This window comes from Limnohabitans sp. T6-20, from assembly GCF_003063505.1.
In the GTDB taxonomy this organism is placed as follows: domain Bacteria; phylum Pseudomonadota; class Gammaproteobacteria; order Burkholderiales; family Burkholderiaceae_C; genus Limnohabitans_A.
Genome location: NZ_NERW01000001.1, coordinates 827,331 through 842,579, shown reverse-complemented (window position 1 = coordinate 842,579; position 15,249 = coordinate 827,331). Strand labels below are relative to the sequence as shown.

Genomic DNA, 15,249 nt, shown 5'->3' with positions numbered 1-15,249 from the left:
CGCAAAAAAAACGGGGTGGCTCAAAAGCCACCCCGCCAGAGCACACAAGGATCAGCTCAGGTCAAACCGGTCAGCGTTCATGACCTTGGTCCATGCGGCCACAAAGTCGCGGACAAACTTTTCGCGGTTGTCGTCCTGGGCATACACCTCGGCGTAAGCACGCAAAACCGAGTTGGAGCCAAACACCAAGTCCACGCGTGAAGCCGTCCACTTGGCCTGCCCTGTTTGGCGATCACAGATGTCGTAAGAGTTGCGGCCCGTGGGCTTCCACTGGTAAGCCATGTCGGTCAGGGCCACAAAGAAGTCGTTGCTCAACACGCCCACGCGGTCGGTGAACACGCCCTGCCTGGAGCCGCCGTGGTTGGTGCCCAGCACACGCATGCCGCCCACCAACACGGTCATCTCGCTCGCCGTGAGGCCCATGAGTTGGGCGCGGTCGAGCAGCAATTCTTCAGGGCTGACCGCATAACTCTTTTGCACCCAGTTGCGAAACCCATCGTGAATGGGCTCCAGCACGGCAAACGACTCCACATCGGTCATCTCTTGCGTGGCATCGCCCCGGCCTGGCATGAACGGTACATCCACCTTCAAGCCTGCGGCTTGAATGGCTTTCTCCAAGCCCACATTGCCAGCCAACACAATCACATCGGCCACGCTGGCACCGCTGTCTTTGGCAATACCTTCGAGCACAGCCAGCACCTTGGCCAAACGTGCAGACTCGTTGCCTGCCCAATCTTTTTGAGGGGCCAGGCGAATGCGCGCTCCGTTGGCACCGCCGCGCATGTCTGAGCCACGGTAGGTGCGGGCACTGTCCCAAGCGGTGGCGACCATGTCGCTCACGCTCAGGCCACTGGCTGCAATTTGCGCTTTGACGGCGGCCACGTCGTAAGCGGCGTTGCCTGCCGGCACAGGGTCTTGCCAGATCAGGTCTTCGGTGGGCACTTCGGGGCCGATGTAGCGCACCTTCGGGCCCATGTCGCGGTGGGTGAGCTTGAACCACGCACGCGCAAACACCTTGGAGAAATACGCCGGGTCTTTGTAAAAGCGCTCAGAAATCACGCGGTACGCCGGGTCCATCTTCATGGCCATGTCGGCATCGGTCATCATGGGTTGCAAACGGATCGACGGGTCCTCCACATCGACCGGCATGTCTTCGGGCTTGATGTTGACCGGCTTCCACTGGTGGGCACCTGCCGGGCTCTTGGTCAACTCCCAGTCGTAGTTCAGCAACATATGGAAGTAGCCGTTGTCCCATTGCGTGGGGTGGGTGGTCCAGGCACCTTCAATGCCGCTGGTCACGGTGTCGCGGCCCACACCCCGGCTGCTGTGGTTCATCCAGCCCAAGCCCTGCTCTTGCAAGTCAGCACCCTCGGGCGCTGGGCCCAGCTTTTGCGCGCTGCCGTTGCCGTGGGCCTTGCCCACCGTGTGGCCGCCCGCCGTCAGCGCCACGGTCTCTTCGTCGTTCATGGCCATGCGCGCAAAAGTCAATCGCACATCTTGTGCGGTGCGCAAGGGGTCGGGTTGGCCATTGACCCCTTCGGGGTTCACATAGATCAAGCCCATTTGCACCGCAGCCAGCGGGTTTTCCAGCGACTCGCGCTTGTCGCTTTCGTAGCGGCTGGCACCCATCCATTCTTTTTCTGATCCCCAGTAAATGTCCTTTTCAGGGTGCCAGATGTCTTCGCGGCCAAAGGCAAAGCCGTAGGTCTTGAGGCCCATCGATTCATAAGCCACGTTGCCCGCCAGGATCATCAAATCGGCCCAGCTGATGCGGTTGCCATATTTCTTCTTGATGGGCCAGAGCAAGCGGCGTGCTTTGTCCAGGTTGCCGTTGTCAGGCCAGGAGTTGAGCGGTGCAAATCGCTGGTTGCCAGTGCCCGCACCACCCCGGCCGTCGGCAATGCGGTACGTGCCCGCCGAGTGCCAGGCCATGCGGATCATCAAGCCACCGTAGTGGCCCCAGTCGGCAGGCCACCAGTCCTGGCTGTCGGTCATCAGGGCGGTGAGGTCTTTTTTGAGCGCTGGCACATCCAGTTTTTTGACTTCTTCGCGGTAGTTGAAGTCAGGCCCGAGCGGGTTGGTTTGGGTGTCGTGCTGGTGCAGGATGTCCAGGTTCAGGGCTTTGGGCCACCAGGCCATGGGGGTGTTGCCTGTGGTGGTGTTGCCACCGTGCATCACGGGGCATTTGCTGTCGTTGGACATGACGTACTCCTTTTGGGATGAATAGATGAACAGGTTGATAGGTTATGTTGATTGGCTGGTTTAATCCAATTGCTTTTGGCTAACTCCATCATTTGAATTGGCCGCACCCTCAAGCCACCCCAGCCATTGGGGCACAGTGGGCAGCGACACACTATGACTACGCTCAAACATGAACGACAAGATGGCCCTCAACTCTGACCTCAGTCAACGCTGCGTGGTCAACAGCCACACGCTGGACTGGGTCGCTTCACCTGCGGCAGGCGTGTCACGCCGCCTGCTGGAGCGCGATGGCGGTGAGGTGGCGCGTGCGACCTCGGTGGTTAGCTACGCGCAGGGATCGGCTTTTGACGCGCACGCACACGTTTCAGCGCCACTGAAGCTGCGCGACCCAGCCGCTGCTGCGCGCTTGTGTGTTGTCGCTGTCCGCGCCGATCACCACCGCGCTGACTGAAGGCACCGCGGTTTTGGTACTGCCCACAGGCAGTTCATCGCCAAACAGCGTGAGGAAGTCTTGCGCCACGTCGCGTGATTCGCCGAGCCACTGCTGCAGCGTTGCGCCAGTGCCCTGCACCACCACGTAGCGCACGCGGCGGCTGTAGGTGTTGGCGGCGGTGGTGCCACTGGCTTGCAGTGGGTCCCAGAGATAACACACGGTGGCGGCGGGCAGGTTTTCGCCGCTCACCGAGCGCGCCACGCGCAGCAGCGTGCGTTCGCCAAAGGGCACGCGATCGAGCGCATGGTCAAACATCACACACACTTTGAGCGCCGCATCATCGCCGTCTTTGCGCCGCAAATCGGCAGGCCGCAGGCCACCGCTCAAGGCTTGGTCCAGACGCCAGCGCCATTGCAGCGTGCCTGCGGTGCCGCGCCAGTCATGCGCCCAGGTGCCATACGACTTGTCGGTGCGCACCTGCACACCGGCCACGCCATCGACTTGCCCCAACTCAAAACGCGTGGCGGCGATCTCGGGTTTGTTGGGCAAGCCCACAAAGCGCCAGCCTGGCGCTGCTGCTGAGGCACTGGTGCTGTGCTGGCTGGTAAAAGGCAACAAAGGTCCAGACACAGTCCCTGACAAGGGCAGTGGCGATGTGGCGTGGGCACTCAAGGCCAGGAGCCCTGCGGCAGCAAATGCACTCCGGTGTCGTGCCATGCTCAGGCTCCGCGTTTGAAGTCGTGGTACTTCTTGACCCAAGCCAGCAAGCGCTGCGGCGCATGCGCCCGCTTCCATTCGCCCGCCGCGTATTTGTTGGCCTCGGACCATGTGGGGTAGGTGTGGATGGTGCCCAGAATTTTATTCAGACCCAGGCCATGCTTCATAGCCAGCACGTACTCGGCCAACAAGTCTGCCGCGTGTGTGCCCACGATGGTCACGCCCAAAATGCGGTCTTTGCCCGGCACGGTGAGCACCTTCACCCAGCCCCGCGCCTCGCTGTCGGCCAGGGCACGGTCCAGATCGTCGATGCCGTAGCGCGTCACTTCGTAGGCGATGCCTTGCGCCTTGGCCTCTTGCTCGTTCAGGCCCACGCGCGCCACTTCGGGGTCCACGAAGGTGGCGCTCGGAATCACGCGCTGATCCACCTTGAACAGTTTGAAATCGCCAAACAAAGCGTTCACGGCCGCATACCAGGCCTGGTGCGCAGCGGTGTGGGTGAACTGCCAGGGCCCGGCCACATCGCCTGCGGCATAGATGTTGGGGTACAGCGTTTGCAGATACTCGTTGGTGTCTACCGTGCGGTGCGTGGGCACGCCAATGTCTTCCAGGCCATAGCCTTGCAAGCGCGCCTGGCGGCCCACGGCGCAAATCAAAGCATCGAAGGGCACAGAGAGGGTTTGGCCTTGATGTTCCAGCAGCAGTGTCTTTTCGATGCCCTGCTGTTCACAACGCAGTGCCGTGTGGCCCGTGAGCACCTGCACGCCGTCGGCCGCCAAGGCCTCGCGCACGCATTGCGAAACGTCTTCGTCTTCACGCACCATGAGGCGCTCGCCCATTTCAACCTGCGTTACTTGTGCGCCCAAACGCGCCAAACTTTGCGACAACTCGCACCCAATCGGCCCGCCACCCAACACCACGATGCGCCGGGGAATTTCATCGAGTTGCGCAAAAGCGTCCCACAGCGTGTCGCTGGTCAGATAGCCCACATCGACCAGGCCCGGCAGGTCTGGCACAACGGGCCGCGCGCCTGCGGCAATCACGATGCTGCGGGCGGTCAGGCGCTGCACCTTGCCATCGTTCAGCGCCACCTCCACCGTCCACGGGTTGACCAGCTTGCCGTAGCCCTGCAACACCTCCACACCGAGTCCGGTGTAGCGCTCGATGCTGTCGTGCGGCTCGATCGCTTGAATGACATCACGCACGCGCTGCATGACCGCTTTGAAGCTGAACGTGGGCACGACATCGCTCAGGCCGTATCGGGAAGCGTGTCGCATCTGGTGGGCCACTTTGGCGCTCTTGATCAATGCCTTGCTGGGCACACAGCCGTAGTTCAGGCAGTCGCCGCCCATCTTGTGCGCCTCGATCAGCGTGACCTTGGCTTTGACCGCCGCCGCGATGTAGGCCGACACCAGCCCCGCCGCGCCGCCGCCGATGACGATCAGGTTGCGGTCAAAGATCTTGGGGCGCACGCTGGCCCAGCGGGCGTAAACCTTGCGTTTTTGCACAGCCGCCACGATGCGGCGCGCGATCAGCGGGAAGATGCCCAGCAGCACAAAACTGCCCAAAATCGCCGGACTCAAAATGCCCCGCACCGAGTCGAGTTGACCCAATTGCGTGCCCGCGTTCACATACACCGCCGTGCCCGCCAACATGCCGAGCTGGCTGACCCAGTAATACGTCCACACCTTCATGCGCGTGAGGCCCATGAGCAGGTTGATCAAAAAAAACGGCACGACCGGAATCAGGCGCAAAGTGAAGAGGTAAAAACCGCCCTCGCGGTTCACCCCCGCGTTGATGTCGGCCAGGCGCTGACCAAAACGCGCCTCCACCCAGTCGCGCAACAAAAAGCGCGACACCAAAAACGCCAGTGTTGCGCCCAGGGTGGATGCAAACGACACGATCAACAAACCCTGCCACAGCCCAAACACCGCGCCCCCCGCCAGCGTGATGATGGTCGCGCCCGGAAACGACAACGCCGTGGCCAGCACATAAACCAAGAAATACACCACCGCCACCGTGAACGGCTGCTCGGCATGCAGCTGCGCAAAACTGGCCTGACTGGCTTTAAGTTGCTCAAAGCTCAAGAAGCGCCCCAGGTCCAGCGCCACAAACGCACCGATGGCCAGCGCCAGCAAGAGCAACAACAGAATCTGACGAAAACGCATCACACAACTCCCCATAGATTGGCGCCTTCATCTCCAGCGCAGCGTGCTTTTCTACTTGACCAAACCATAAGCCGTATTGCGCCCGCCACCTTCGAGCCGCTGCAACACGCCACGCGCCAACAAGTCATTGATGTCTCGCAGCGCCGTGTCGGCCGAGCACTTTCCGATGGTGGCCCACTTGGCGTTGGTCAGCTTTCCGTCCATGCCATCGAGCACGCGGTTGAGCACCAGCGTCTGCCGAGCATTCATCGGCGTGTCTGCCCACCTTTGCCAAAACTGCGCCTTGTCCAGCACGCCCACCAACAAACCATCAGCACCCTGCACCGCACGCAGCAAGCAGCCCAAAAACCAGTCCAGCCACGGGGTCACATCCAACGTGCCGCGTTGGGTCATTTCGAGTTGCTCGTAATACTGTTTGCGCTCGCGCTGAATTTGCGCACTCAGGCTGTAAAACCGTTGCGCAGAGCCTTCTGCTCGGGCCAAGGCCATGTCGCCCACCGCACGGCTGACGCGGCCGTTGCCATCGTCAAACGGGTGCAAGGTCACCAGCCACAAATGCGCCAGCCCCGCGTGCACCAGCGCATCACCCACCGGCCCGGCGTTGAACCATTCCAAAAACGCAGCGGTTTGTGCTGGCAAGGTGTGGGCGGGTGGTGCCTCAAAGTGCACCTTTTCTCGACCCACCGGTCCCGAGACCACTTGCATCGGACCCGCTGCATCGTTGCGCCAATTGCCCACCTGAATCCGCAGACGGCCGCTGAAGCCGGTGGGAAACAACGCTGCATGCCAACCAAACAAGCGCTCGGCCGTGAGCGGCTGAGCGTGTTGCTGGGTGGCGTCCAGCACCATGTCCACCACGCCATCCACATGGCGGTCAGCGGGCGCGAGCGCGCCAATGTCCACTCCCAACTTGCGGGCAATGGACGAGCGCACAGCCTCCAGGTTGAGCGTTTCGCCCTCAATGGCGCTGGTGGTGATGACCTCTTGCGTCAAAACCTGCAAAGTCGCCAGATCGCGCTGCGCCAACCCCAAGTGCGCCATCCGCCCCACCAATTCGCCTTGCGCACGGTGCAACTGTGCCAACGGCCCGGCCAGTGCAGCCGCGTCATAACGCCACTGCGGCCAGTCGGGGCGCTGCCAGAGGTAAGTGCGTTTGCGGGGAGTCTTGTCGGCGAACATGCGGTGATTATGCGCCTTATTCACCGCATATATTGCGGTGAATTATGAAGTGATTCACCGCACCAGAATGCATGCTGTGGCGGGGCAGTTCTACAACCCGCTTTCAGCCAAAGTCAGTCGATGTACACAGTGCGATACTTGGATGAACATGGGGAAATAACCCATGCCATCTCATAAAAATCAGAAATTTTCAGGAGGCTTTCCCATGGCAACAGACTTTGCCTTTCGCAAAAAAGCGATGAAGGAACTGCCAACCAGCACCGGCGTCTATGTACTGTGCGATTTGGATGAAGTGCCGATTTATGTCGGCCAATCCAAAGATGGCATCCGATCACGCGTATCGCGGCACTTGACTTCAGCCAGGTCGGACATCATTGCAAACCGCCAAATTGATGTGTGGGAAATTGCCTATGTTTGGGCCTATCCCATTGCCGATGTTCAGGACATCACACCCACTGAAAACCGCCTTTATCACCACTTCAATAAAAAGTCGAAATTGATGAACGGCACGGTGCCGCGCGCACCAGAGAAAGCCCCCATTCCCAAGGCTGCCGTCAAGGTTCAAGTGATGTCAGACAAAGAAATTTCTGAACGAAAAACACCAGAGCAACGCCTGCCACGGCAAGCCAACCACTACGCCCAAATCGTGGGTCACTTTTTGGCTGTGAAAAACTCGACGCAAATTGCCGGGGCTATGGACGCACACTTTCAGCGCCTGAACAAGTACCACTCTTTGCTGGTTAAATCGGCAGTGTCTTATTCGGACGACGGTGCTGAGAGCTGAAAGTCACGCAACACAAGCAGCTCGGTAGCAATTAAAATAACTGTACAAATAGACAGCATCAGGTGATCAACATGCACAGTTTTTACGAATTTTTTGCTGGCGGCGGTATGGCACGGGCTGGCCTGGGTTCGGATTGGCAGTGCTTGTTTGCCAACGACATCAGTGCCACCAAAGGGAATTCATACCGAGCAAATTGGGGTGGCGAACATCTTTCAGTCAAAGACATTTACGACGTGCAGGCCAAAGATCTTCCGTCCAATGCCGCCATGGCATGGGGCTCATTTCCCTGCCAAGACCTTTCACTGGCGGGTGATGGGGCCGGACTTGAAGGTGAACGCTCAGGTGCATTTTGGGGGTTTTGGAAGCTGATCTGCGACCTTCAGACCGAAGGCCGGAAACCCAAGATGGTTGTATTGGAAAACGTATTCGGCGCACTCACTTCGCGGGATGGGAAAGACTTTGAACTGATTGCCAAAGCCATCGCATCACAAGGCTACCTGGTGGGTGCCATGCTGATCGATGCCATTCACTTTTTGCCCCAATCCAGGCCACGCTTGTTCATCGTGGGGGTCGATGCCGATCTGAAATTGCCCGAGTTCTCGCACACCAACACACCCAACCCCGCATGGCACCCTGCCGCCATGATCCGAGCACACAACCGTTTGACGGGTGAGGCCAAAGCTGCATGGCGTTGGTGGTCGGTCCCGCAAAACGAGAAACCCCTGCTCACACTTGAGAGTTTGATTGAAACCCATCCGCAAAGCGTGCAATGGCATTCAGAGCAAGAAACGCGGCAACTGCTTGACATGATGGCTCCTCTGCACCGCAGAAAAGTTCTTGCAGCTCAAGCATCGCCTTCGCCTCGCGTGGGCACCATTTACAAACGCACACGCGACGGCGTTCAAAGAGCAGAGGTTCGCTTTGACGGCATTGCCGGATGTTTGCGCACACCAGGTGGTGGCTCCAGCAGGCAGACCATCATGGTGGTTCACGGCAACAGCATCAAAAGTCGCTTGATTTCATCTCGCGAAGCAGCTCGTTTGATGGGCCTGCCCGACGACTACAAACTGCCCGAAAAGTACAACGAGGCTTATCACCTCTTGGGCGATGGGGTGGTGGTGCCCGTCGTCACACATTTGAGCCGGCATCTTTTATTGCCCATTGCCGAACTGAACCACTCGTCAAGCCAACAAAACACGCGGCAGGCACGCAGGGCTTGATGCCTTGCTGCGCCTTGGATGGCGCAAGATTCCTCAAAACTACAACGCCCCCATCCCCGGGGGGTCAAGCACAGCGTCATAGTGTGCGGCCTCGGGCAGCATCAATGCGCGGCGCTTGATGAAGTCGCTCTTGACCTGCGGGCGCTTGGGCATGATGCCCGCCGCCTGCGCGGCCTCAATGGCTTGCAGCGCGGTCTGATAACGGTTGGTGGCGTGCCGCAAAAAAATCACGCCCAACACCGGCATGGAATATTCGGTGGCCGTGAGGTTGGAGTTGGCACGGAGCTGATCGGCGGCTTCCCACAGGCTGGTTTCAATTTGCGCGATGTTGTGGAAGGCGTTGGCGGTCATCTGTGCGGGGGCTGATTGTTGTTTTTGGCGGTTCGCCGGAGGGGCGTTTGGGCGGAGTGGTCAGCGGGGGCGTTAATGATTAAGCCCAGCTTTAGTTTGAGCTTGAGAGGTGGGTTTGCGGTGCTTATGGGGTTTACGCGTAAAGGCGTTTTGTAGCTAATTTTTTGTATTTATTTGGGTATAGTTGGGCGCTTCATGCCTGCTGCGCTGGATGGTGCGAGAGGGAAGTTGCAATGAATTGGTGCCGGTTTTGGTCTTGAAATTTATACCTGCATGCACGTACAGCTCTTGGCCTGAAACCCATGGCACAAGTCGCTTGTAACGATTTCAACAAAAAGATGTATCGATACGGACCGGGTGTATCAACCGGGTTTTGCGGTCTACAGCACGTTAGGCCGCAAAGGTCAGCAGCATTTGCAATCGACGAATAAAACTCAAATAGACCAGTTCAATGGATAGCTATCTTTCAATCGCAGGCTTGGCGCTTGCAATCGCCGCACTTGTACCGATTCTATTTCCGGCAACTCGGGTTAGATTTTGGACGGTAACTGCCGGCGCACTATCTCTCATGGTCCTTATCGGCTCGTATCAGGCCTACAAGGAAGTTTCGGAGATCCGGGCAATAAAGAAGTCCAAGGAAGAGATTTGGACATTGCTTACCAAGAACGAAAAGGGAATGACCTTCGATCAAATCTACGACAACATGTACTACCCGAACTTTGAAGTCACCAATTTGGCAGTCGATGAGCTAATCGCAGAACGCCAGATCCAGAGCGAGAAAGTCGAGGCCTTAGGCCCTAACGGCGCGAAGTTCAGTGTGCGCAGGTTCTATCGTCATTTTGAATGAGGCCTAACCATTCGCTCAACCGGACCGTTGCGGCATGTGGCTAAAGGCCCGCTATTTCATTCTGGGCCTTTAGCCACATGCCGCAACGGTCCGGTTAGATCAAACGTTAGACCACATGAGGAGGAGCCAAAGTGCGCAAGTATGAAAACCAAATCATCGGAGGGACGCGTGTTGATATTCAGGGGGAGAAGCTGACGAGAGAGTTCCTCCAGCGCTACTGCGACTATGTGGGAGACAAGCGCACTCCACTGCATCAGCAGCACGACATGTCAAGGAAGACTGCTGGTTTCATTGAGAACGTTCGCCTTATCCCCGATACGGAAATACATGGCGAGTGGCGCCTAATAGGTGACGTATCCGTTGAAGAAGGGGATGTCGAAGATGTGCTGGGAGGTTTCAGCATTTCGGGAATGGAAGAGCTTCGAAAATCTTCCACAGCAACGGCGCTCATCTACCTTCCGTTCCCTCACTACAACGACGAGCAACTTGTGGCCGAACTCTGCTCCGACGCTGATTTAACCGTCGGGAAGTGGATCAAAAAGGGGGCTGAGCCAATCGCGTGGGCTGTGCTCGGGAGCGTCATTGCTTTTGCCGTCACTCCCATTTGGGATGACATATACAAGCGGAAGATCGCTCCCAGACTCGACGCACTCATCAAAAATTATCGCGAGCCACTGAACGCAAAAGGCGTAAAGATTGAGTTGGTACAGATTGTTCTTTTCAAAGATGCAGAGGTAGAGGTTCGAATCGTCCCGACGAAGGGCGATCAAGTCACATGCCTTAAAACCGAAATCGTTCATTCGGGATTGCAGAAGGTCGTTGAGTTCCTGCAAGCGGACGTCAAAGCAAACAGCGTAGGGGTCAAGCGAATAGTCATCTTCTACGACGAAGGGAAAGCCGCATATGGACTACACAGAGTCGAATACGGAGATGGTCATGTTGAGCATGTGGTCTAACCCTTCCATCGAGAGGACGCTGCCCTACAAGCTGCGCAAAACCTCAAATGTAAAACGTTAAATGTCCTTGCCTATTTGTCTCATCCAAGATGATCACATGGAGGCCTAACTTCACACCAACCTCCAATACCCCCAACCAATCCGCATCCCCGTCGTCACCATGCACAGCGCAGCAAACCCATAAGCCAACACCCCAAAGTGTTCAGGCCACACGCACATGGCAGCAAACACCGCGATGGTCTCGCTGGCTTCGGTCAGGCCGCCTAAGAAGTAAAAGCTTTTGCCGGGCAAGGCGGTGTCCGTAAGCCCGCGTTTTTCGGCCAGTGCGGCGAACGCCAAAAAGCTGCTGCCGGTGCCGATGAAGCTGGCCAGCAGGGCTGCGGCGGGCAGGGCGTTGGTGGCGGGGTTGGCTACCGCAAAGGCCAGGGGGATGGCGGCGTAAAACACGAAGTCGAGCGCAATGTCCAGGAAGCCGCCTGCGTCGGTGGGTTGGGTCAGGCGGGCCACGCTGCCGTCCAGGCCGTCGAGCAGGCGCGATGCCAGCAGCAGCGCCAAGCCCCACCACCACGCTTGCAGCGCAATGGCCACGGCGGCGGCCATGCCGATGGCAAAGCCCAGCCAGGTCAACGCGTCGGCGCTGAAGCCTGCGCGAACCAAGCCGCGTGCGGCGGCGTTCAGCGCGGGGCGCAAGAGGGTTTGGGCGTGGCGGTCAAACATGGTGGATACTTTCTTCGGTGGCGGCACGCAAGTGCACCACACGCTGCGGGTCGGCCACGTCTTGTTCGTCGTGCGTGACCAGCACCACCGGGATGCGCCGCTCGCGCACATGCGCAAACACCCACGGGCGCAGCTGGGCGCGCAAGGCGGCGTCGAGTTTGGAAAACGGCTCGTCGAGCAGCAGCGCTTGCGGCTCGGCCAACAAAGCGCGCATGAGCGCCACACGCGCACGCTGCCCGCCCGAGAGCGTGGACGGGTCGCGATTGCCCATGCCAATCAGCTCGGCTTCTTGCAGCGCTTGTTGCACGCGGGCTTGGCGCTGCGCGTTGGTGCTGCGGGTGCCGTTTGTCGAAATGGCGGGCACGGCAAACAGCAGATTCTCGGCCACCGTCATGTGCGGGAAAAGCAAGGCGTCTTGAAACACCAGGCCCACGCCGCGTTGATGGGTAGGCAGGTGCGAGAGTTCGCGCCCATTGAGTTGCACCGAGCCTTGCAATTGCAGGGGCTGCAGCCCTTCGGACACGCTGGCCAGCGTGCCTGCTATGGCCGCGAGCACCGAACTTTTGCCACAGCCGCTGGGGCCCATGAGCGTGAGGATTTCGCCGGACGGCACGTCTAGGCGCAGGCCGCTCACCAGCGCATGAAGCGCGCTGCCCAAGCGTTCGATGTGAACGTGCAGGCCGTCGTTCATGCCGTCGTTCATTCCGTGATAGAGGCCATCTTGTGGGGTGTCGGTCATGGTGTGGCTTTCATGGGGGCGATCTTCTCAAATCGGCGGGGCCTGCCCAGCCACGCGGCCAGCGCAAAGGCGGCGATGGGCAAGAGCATTTGCAGCGCGGCGTAGGCGCTCATGAGCGAGCGCTGCGCGCCCGCAGCCAAGGTGACGGCTTCGGTGGTGACGGTGGCAAAGCGGCCCGCGCCCACATAAAGCGTGGGCAGGTATTGCGCCACGCTGACCGCAAAGCCCACGGCCCAAGCCGAGGCGATGGCGCGTTTCAGCAAGGGCCACTTCACACGCCACAGATACACCCATCGGCCGTGGCCCAAGCTGGCCACCAGCGCGGCTTGGCGCGGGTCAACAGCTTGGTAGGCGGGCACCAGCGCCAGCAGCACATAGGGCAAGACCATGACCGCGTGCGCCAGGCTCAGGCCCAGCCATTGGCCCTCCAAGCGGGTGTGCAGCGCCAGGCTGTACAAGCCCACCACCCACAGCACCGAAGGCAAGACCAGCGGCAACAAGAACCAGGGTTGCAAGGCCTGCTGCCAACGGCGCGGGGCCAGCTCCAGCCAAGCCACCGACCACAACAAAGACACACTGGCCGACGCCACGCCCAGGCCCAAGGTGGTCCACACCGTGTGCGCGCTGCTGGCCACTTGTTGCCAGGCGCCCAGCGTCCACAGATCGGGCCACACTTGGGGGAAAGGCCATACACCTGAGACACTGCCCACGGTCAGGGCGAACCAGATGGCGGCGTAAGTGGTGAGGAGGGTGGTCCACATGACATTCGGCTGCAGGGGCAGCCTCCTACAAAAATGCAAAGCCCATGTCGGGCTTTTCTGTGGGAACGAGCCCTCCCGATCAGTCGGCTGACTCAGTGGGAGCGAGCCCCTGCTCGCGAATGGGCGCATGGCCGCGAGCGTATGCAAAGCCACCACCGTGACCACGCCCGCCACCAACACCGTGCCCGTCAACCACCCCGCCGCCGCCACGCCTTGTGATTGCGTGAGCAGGTCGGCATCGCTCAGCCATTGCCAGGCCAGCACCGCCAAAGTGGGCGGCGTGGCGGGGCCGATGATGAGCGCCATATCGACCACCGTGAGGCCATAGGCCAGCACCGCCAGCAGCGGCCAGCGCAAGCGCGGGGCCAGTTGCGGCCAGATGATTTGCGCAAAGGCTTGCGCGGGGGTGCGGCCCAGGGTTTGGGCCAGGGCGTATTCGGCTTGCCAGCGGCGGCGCAGGTCTTCGCGCTGCATTTGGGTGGCGGCCACCCACAGCAAAAACGGCACCTCTTTGAGCCACAGCGCCAGGATGAGCCCCAGGCCCCAAGGGTCTTGCGTGGTGAACCAGGGCGGCGGTGCGTCAAAGCCAGTGATACCCGGCGACACCAGCCGCAGCGCCCAGCCGCTGGGCGAGAGCCACAGCACCAGCCCGATGGCCATGGCCGCGTGCGGCGTGGCCAACAAGGCGGGCACATGCAACAGCCAGCGGCCCAGTTGTTGGCGGATGAAGCCACTGGCCAACAAGCGTGCCACCGTTAACCAGACCAAAACGGTTGAAGCAAGACCCGTCCACAAGGTGAGGCCCCAAGCCCGCAGAGTTTGCGGATCGGCCCACAAGGCTTGCCAAGCTTGCGCGTCCAGCAATTGCACCAGCGCGACCGACAGCGCCCACAACATGGGCAGGCCAACCAACGTGGCCAGCAGCAAAGGCCCAAGCACCTTCACGGTCGGCATGTCACACGCCGTAGCGGCGGGTCCATTCTTTTTCGAGCGCGTCGACCCACGAGGCATGCGGCTCGGGCAGGGCCGGAGCGCTTTGGCGCACTTGCCCGGCGTGGGGCGCAGACTGAAAGCGTGCGCGCTCTGCGGCGGGCAAACGCGCCACATCCAGCACGGTGGGGTCGCCCCACACGTCGATGTCGGCCTTGCGCGCTTGCGCGGCGGGCGATAGCAAAAAGTTGGCCACCACTTGGGCTGCGGCTTTGCTGGGCGCGTTGTAGGGGATGGCCACAAAGTGCGTGTTGCCAATGGTGCCCTTGGCGAACTGCCAGCTTTGCACGGTGGCGGGCAAGCGCTTAGCGGCGATCTCGTTGGCTGCTTCGTTGGGGTTGAACGTGAGGGCCAGCAGCAGCTCACCGTCGGCCATCATCTGGCGCTGCGCGGCCGAGTTTTGCGGGAACTGTTTGCCACCGCGCCACAGGTGCGGGTGCAGCGCATCCAGAAAGCGCCACAGCGGTGCGGCTTGCGCTTCCAATGCGGCGGGCGTCACGGGCTGGGCCAGCGCTTTCACACCCGGCGCATGCTCGATCAGCGCCTGCTTGACGAAGGTGGTGCCATGAAACTCGGGCGGGCGCGGGTAGGTGATGCGCCCGGGCTGACTGCGGGCCAGGGCCAGCAGCTCGGCCATGTTTTGCGGCAGTTGGGGCAGGCGTTTGGTATCTGCAAAAAACGTGAGCTGCGCCATGCCCCAGGGCGACTCCAGGCCATCGGTGGGCACCGAAAAATCCACCAGCGTGGTGGGCTTGCCTGCTGTGTCCACCCACTGGAAGTTGGGGAGGTTGGCAGCGAAAGGTGCCGACAGCAAACCGCCCTGCTTCATGGCGGCGAAGTTTTCACCGTTGATCCAGATCAGGTCGACCGTGCCTTCGGTGTCTTGGCGGCCCGCTTGCTTTTCGGCGCGCACGCGCTTGACCACATCGGCCGCGTCGCTGATCTTGACGTGCTGCAACTTGACGCCAAAGTCGCGCTGCACCTCACTCGCCACCCATTGCAGGTAAGTGTTGATGCGCTCGCTGCCCGCCCAGGCGTTGAAGTAGACAGTTTGGCCGCGTGCGGCGCGCAGCGTGTCGGTCCACGGTGTCGCGGCCTGGATGGGGCAAACCGCCGCTGTGGCCAAGAAGCCCAAAGCGTGGCGGCGCGTGATGGATAGCGAAAGTGTCATGTGAAATTCATGTG

The 15,249-nt window shown here is 60.2% G+C and carries 14 protein-coding genes; 5 read left to right on the top strand and 9 right to left on the bottom strand.

Annotated features, from left to right (window positions below; genetic code table 11):
* Positions 1–51 precede the first annotated feature (51 nt).
* Entirely contained in the window at positions 52–2,202 is a 2,151-nt protein-coding gene (gene katG / locus B9Z33_RS03945; protein ID WP_108285671.1) for a catalase/peroxidase HPI, read from the bottom strand.
* A gap of 169 nt (positions 2,203–2,371) precedes the next feature.
* Here katG and B9Z33_RS03940 point away from each other — a divergent pair, with 169 nt between their 5' ends.
* Positions 2,372–2,653, top strand: coding sequence for a cupin domain-containing protein (locus B9Z33_RS03940; protein WP_233252722.1), 282 nt, complete (start codon positions 2,372–2,374; stop codon positions 2,651–2,653).
* Here the strand turns inward: B9Z33_RS03940 and B9Z33_RS03935 are convergent.
* The 3 genes from B9Z33_RS03935 to B9Z33_RS03925 are packed head-to-tail and all read right to left on the bottom strand — an operon-like array spanning position 2,567 to position 6,699.
* Positions 2,567–3,352, bottom strand: a complete 786-nt coding sequence (locus B9Z33_RS03935) for a DUF3047 domain-containing protein (RefSeq protein WP_108285670.1) — start codon at positions 3,350–3,352, stop codon at positions 2,567–2,569. The two genes, B9Z33_RS03940 and B9Z33_RS03935, sit on opposite strands and share 87 nt — an antisense overlap.
* Before the next feature lie 2 nt (positions 3,353–3,354).
* Entirely contained in the window at positions 3,355–5,520 is a 2,166-nt protein-coding gene (locus tag B9Z33_RS03930; protein WP_108285669.1) for an FAD-dependent oxidoreductase, read from the bottom strand.
* Between the two features lie 51 nt (positions 5,521–5,571).
* On the bottom strand, positions 5,572–6,699 hold the full coding sequence (locus tag B9Z33_RS03925) for a Fic family protein (protein ID WP_108285668.1): 1,128 nt from the start codon (positions 6,697–6,699) through the stop codon (positions 5,572–5,574).
* A 205-nt stretch (positions 6,700–6,904) separates the two neighbouring features.
* Between B9Z33_RS03925 and B9Z33_RS03920 the strand changes: the two genes are divergently transcribed.
* Positions 6,905–7,483, top strand: a complete 579-nt coding sequence (locus B9Z33_RS03920) for a GIY-YIG nuclease family protein (protein WP_108285667.1) — start codon at positions 6,905–6,907, stop codon at positions 7,481–7,483.
* Between the two features lie 71 nt (positions 7,484–7,554).
* The gene (locus tag B9Z33_RS03915; RefSeq protein ID WP_108286145.1) at positions 7,555–8,703 is read left to right on the top strand and encodes a DNA cytosine methyltransferase; all 1,149 of its coding nucleotides are present in this window, start codon (positions 7,555–7,557) and stop codon (positions 8,701–8,703) included.
* A gap of 39 nt (positions 8,704–8,742) precedes the next feature.
* Here B9Z33_RS03915 and B9Z33_RS03910 read toward each other — a convergent pair whose 3' ends face one another.
* A complete protein-coding gene (locus B9Z33_RS03910; RefSeq protein ID WP_108285666.1) occupies positions 8,743–9,054 on the bottom strand; it encodes a type I restriction-modification system subunit M N-terminal domain-containing protein in 312 nt (103 codons plus the stop codon).
* Positions 9,055–9,505: 451 nt separating this feature from the next.
* Here B9Z33_RS03910 and B9Z33_RS03905 point away from each other — a divergent pair, with 451 nt between their 5' ends.
* Both B9Z33_RS03905 and B9Z33_RS03900 read left to right on the top strand, forming a co-directional pair.
* On the top strand, positions 9,506–9,901 hold the full coding sequence (locus B9Z33_RS03905) for a hypothetical protein (RefSeq protein ID WP_108285665.1): 396 nt from the start codon (positions 9,506–9,508) through the stop codon (positions 9,899–9,901).
* A gap of 131 nt (positions 9,902–10,032) precedes the next feature.
* Positions 10,033–10,857 (top strand): hypothetical protein, encoded by an 825-nt coding sequence (locus tag B9Z33_RS03900; RefSeq protein WP_108285664.1) that lies wholly within the window; start codon positions 10,033–10,035, stop codon positions 10,855–10,857.
* A 111-nt stretch (positions 10,858–10,968) separates the two neighbouring features.
* On the opposite strand, the gene B9Z33_RS03895 is transcribed toward B9Z33_RS03900, so the two are convergent.
* The 4 genes from B9Z33_RS03895 to B9Z33_RS03880 are packed head-to-tail and all read right to left on the bottom strand — an operon-like array spanning position 10,969 to position 15,235.
* The gene (locus B9Z33_RS03895; protein WP_108285663.1) at positions 10,969–11,574 is read right to left on the bottom strand and encodes a CDP-alcohol phosphatidyltransferase family protein; all 606 of its coding nucleotides are present in this window, start codon (positions 11,572–11,574) and stop codon (positions 10,969–10,971) included.
* Positions 11,567–12,313: an ATP-binding cassette domain-containing protein gene (locus B9Z33_RS03890; RefSeq protein WP_233252721.1), complete on the bottom strand. Its 747-nt coding sequence runs from the start codon at positions 12,311–12,313 to the stop codon at positions 11,567–11,569. Before B9Z33_RS03890 ends, B9Z33_RS03895 begins: the two co-directional genes overlap by 8 nt.
* A complete protein-coding gene (locus tag B9Z33_RS03885; protein ID WP_108285662.1) occupies positions 12,310–14,028 on the bottom strand; it encodes an ABC transporter permease in 1,719 nt (572 codons plus the stop codon). The genes B9Z33_RS03890 and B9Z33_RS03885 overlap by 4 nt, the downstream gene beginning before the upstream one ends.
* 1 nt (position 14,029) lies before the next feature.
* The gene (locus B9Z33_RS03880) at positions 14,030–15,235 is read right to left on the bottom strand and encodes an ABC transporter substrate-binding protein (RefSeq protein ID WP_108285661.1); all 1,206 of its coding nucleotides are present in this window, start codon (positions 15,233–15,235) and stop codon (positions 14,030–14,032) included.
* Between the last annotated feature and the right edge of the window lie 14 nt (positions 15,236–15,249).

Excerpts from the sequence above, each read along its gene's own strand:
- B9Z33_RS03880 (WP_108285661.1), bottom strand. The coding sequence starts at position 15,235 with ATGACACTTTCGCTATCCATCACGCGCCGCCACGCTTTGGGCTTCTTG.
- B9Z33_RS03885 (WP_108285662.1), bottom strand. The coding sequence starts at position 14,028 with ATGCCGACCGTGAAGGTGCTTGGGCCTTTGCTGCTGGCCACGTTGGTT.
- B9Z33_RS03895 (WP_108285663.1), bottom strand. The coding sequence starts at position 11,574 with ATGTTTGACCGCCACGCCCAAACCCTCTTGCGCCCCGCGCTGAACGCC.
- B9Z33_RS03890 (WP_233252721.1), bottom strand. The coding sequence starts at position 12,313 with ATGACCGACACCCCACAAGATGGCCTCTATCACGGAATGAACGACGGC.
- B9Z33_RS03920 (WP_108285667.1), top strand. The coding sequence starts at position 6,905 with ATGGCAACAGACTTTGCCTTTCGCAAAAAAGCGATGAAGGAACTGCCA.
- B9Z33_RS03905 (WP_108285665.1), top strand. The coding sequence starts at position 9,506 with ATGGATAGCTATCTTTCAATCGCAGGCTTGGCGCTTGCAATCGCCGCA.
- B9Z33_RS03910 (WP_108285666.1), bottom strand. The coding sequence starts at position 9,054 with ATGACCGCCAACGCCTTCCACAACATCGCGCAAATTGAAACCAGCCTG.
- B9Z33_RS03915 (WP_108286145.1), top strand. The coding sequence starts at position 7,555 with ATGCACAGTTTTTACGAATTTTTTGCTGGCGGCGGTATGGCACGGGCT.
- B9Z33_RS03930 (WP_108285669.1), bottom strand. The coding sequence starts at position 5,520 with ATGCGTTTTCGTCAGATTCTGTTGTTGCTCTTGCTGGCGCTGGCCATC.
- B9Z33_RS03940 (WP_233252722.1), top strand. The coding sequence starts at position 2,372 with ATGAACGACAAGATGGCCCTCAACTCTGACCTCAGTCAACGCTGCGTG.
- B9Z33_RS03935 (WP_108285670.1), bottom strand. The coding sequence starts at position 3,352 with ATGGCACGACACCGGAGTGCATTTGCTGCCGCAGGGCTCCTGGCCTTG.
- katG (WP_108285671.1), bottom strand. The coding sequence starts at position 2,202 with ATGTCCAACGACAGCAAATGCCCCGTGATGCACGGTGGCAACACCACC.
- B9Z33_RS03925 (WP_108285668.1), bottom strand. The coding sequence starts at position 6,699 with ATGTTCGCCGACAAGACTCCCCGCAAACGCACTTACCTCTGGCAGCGC.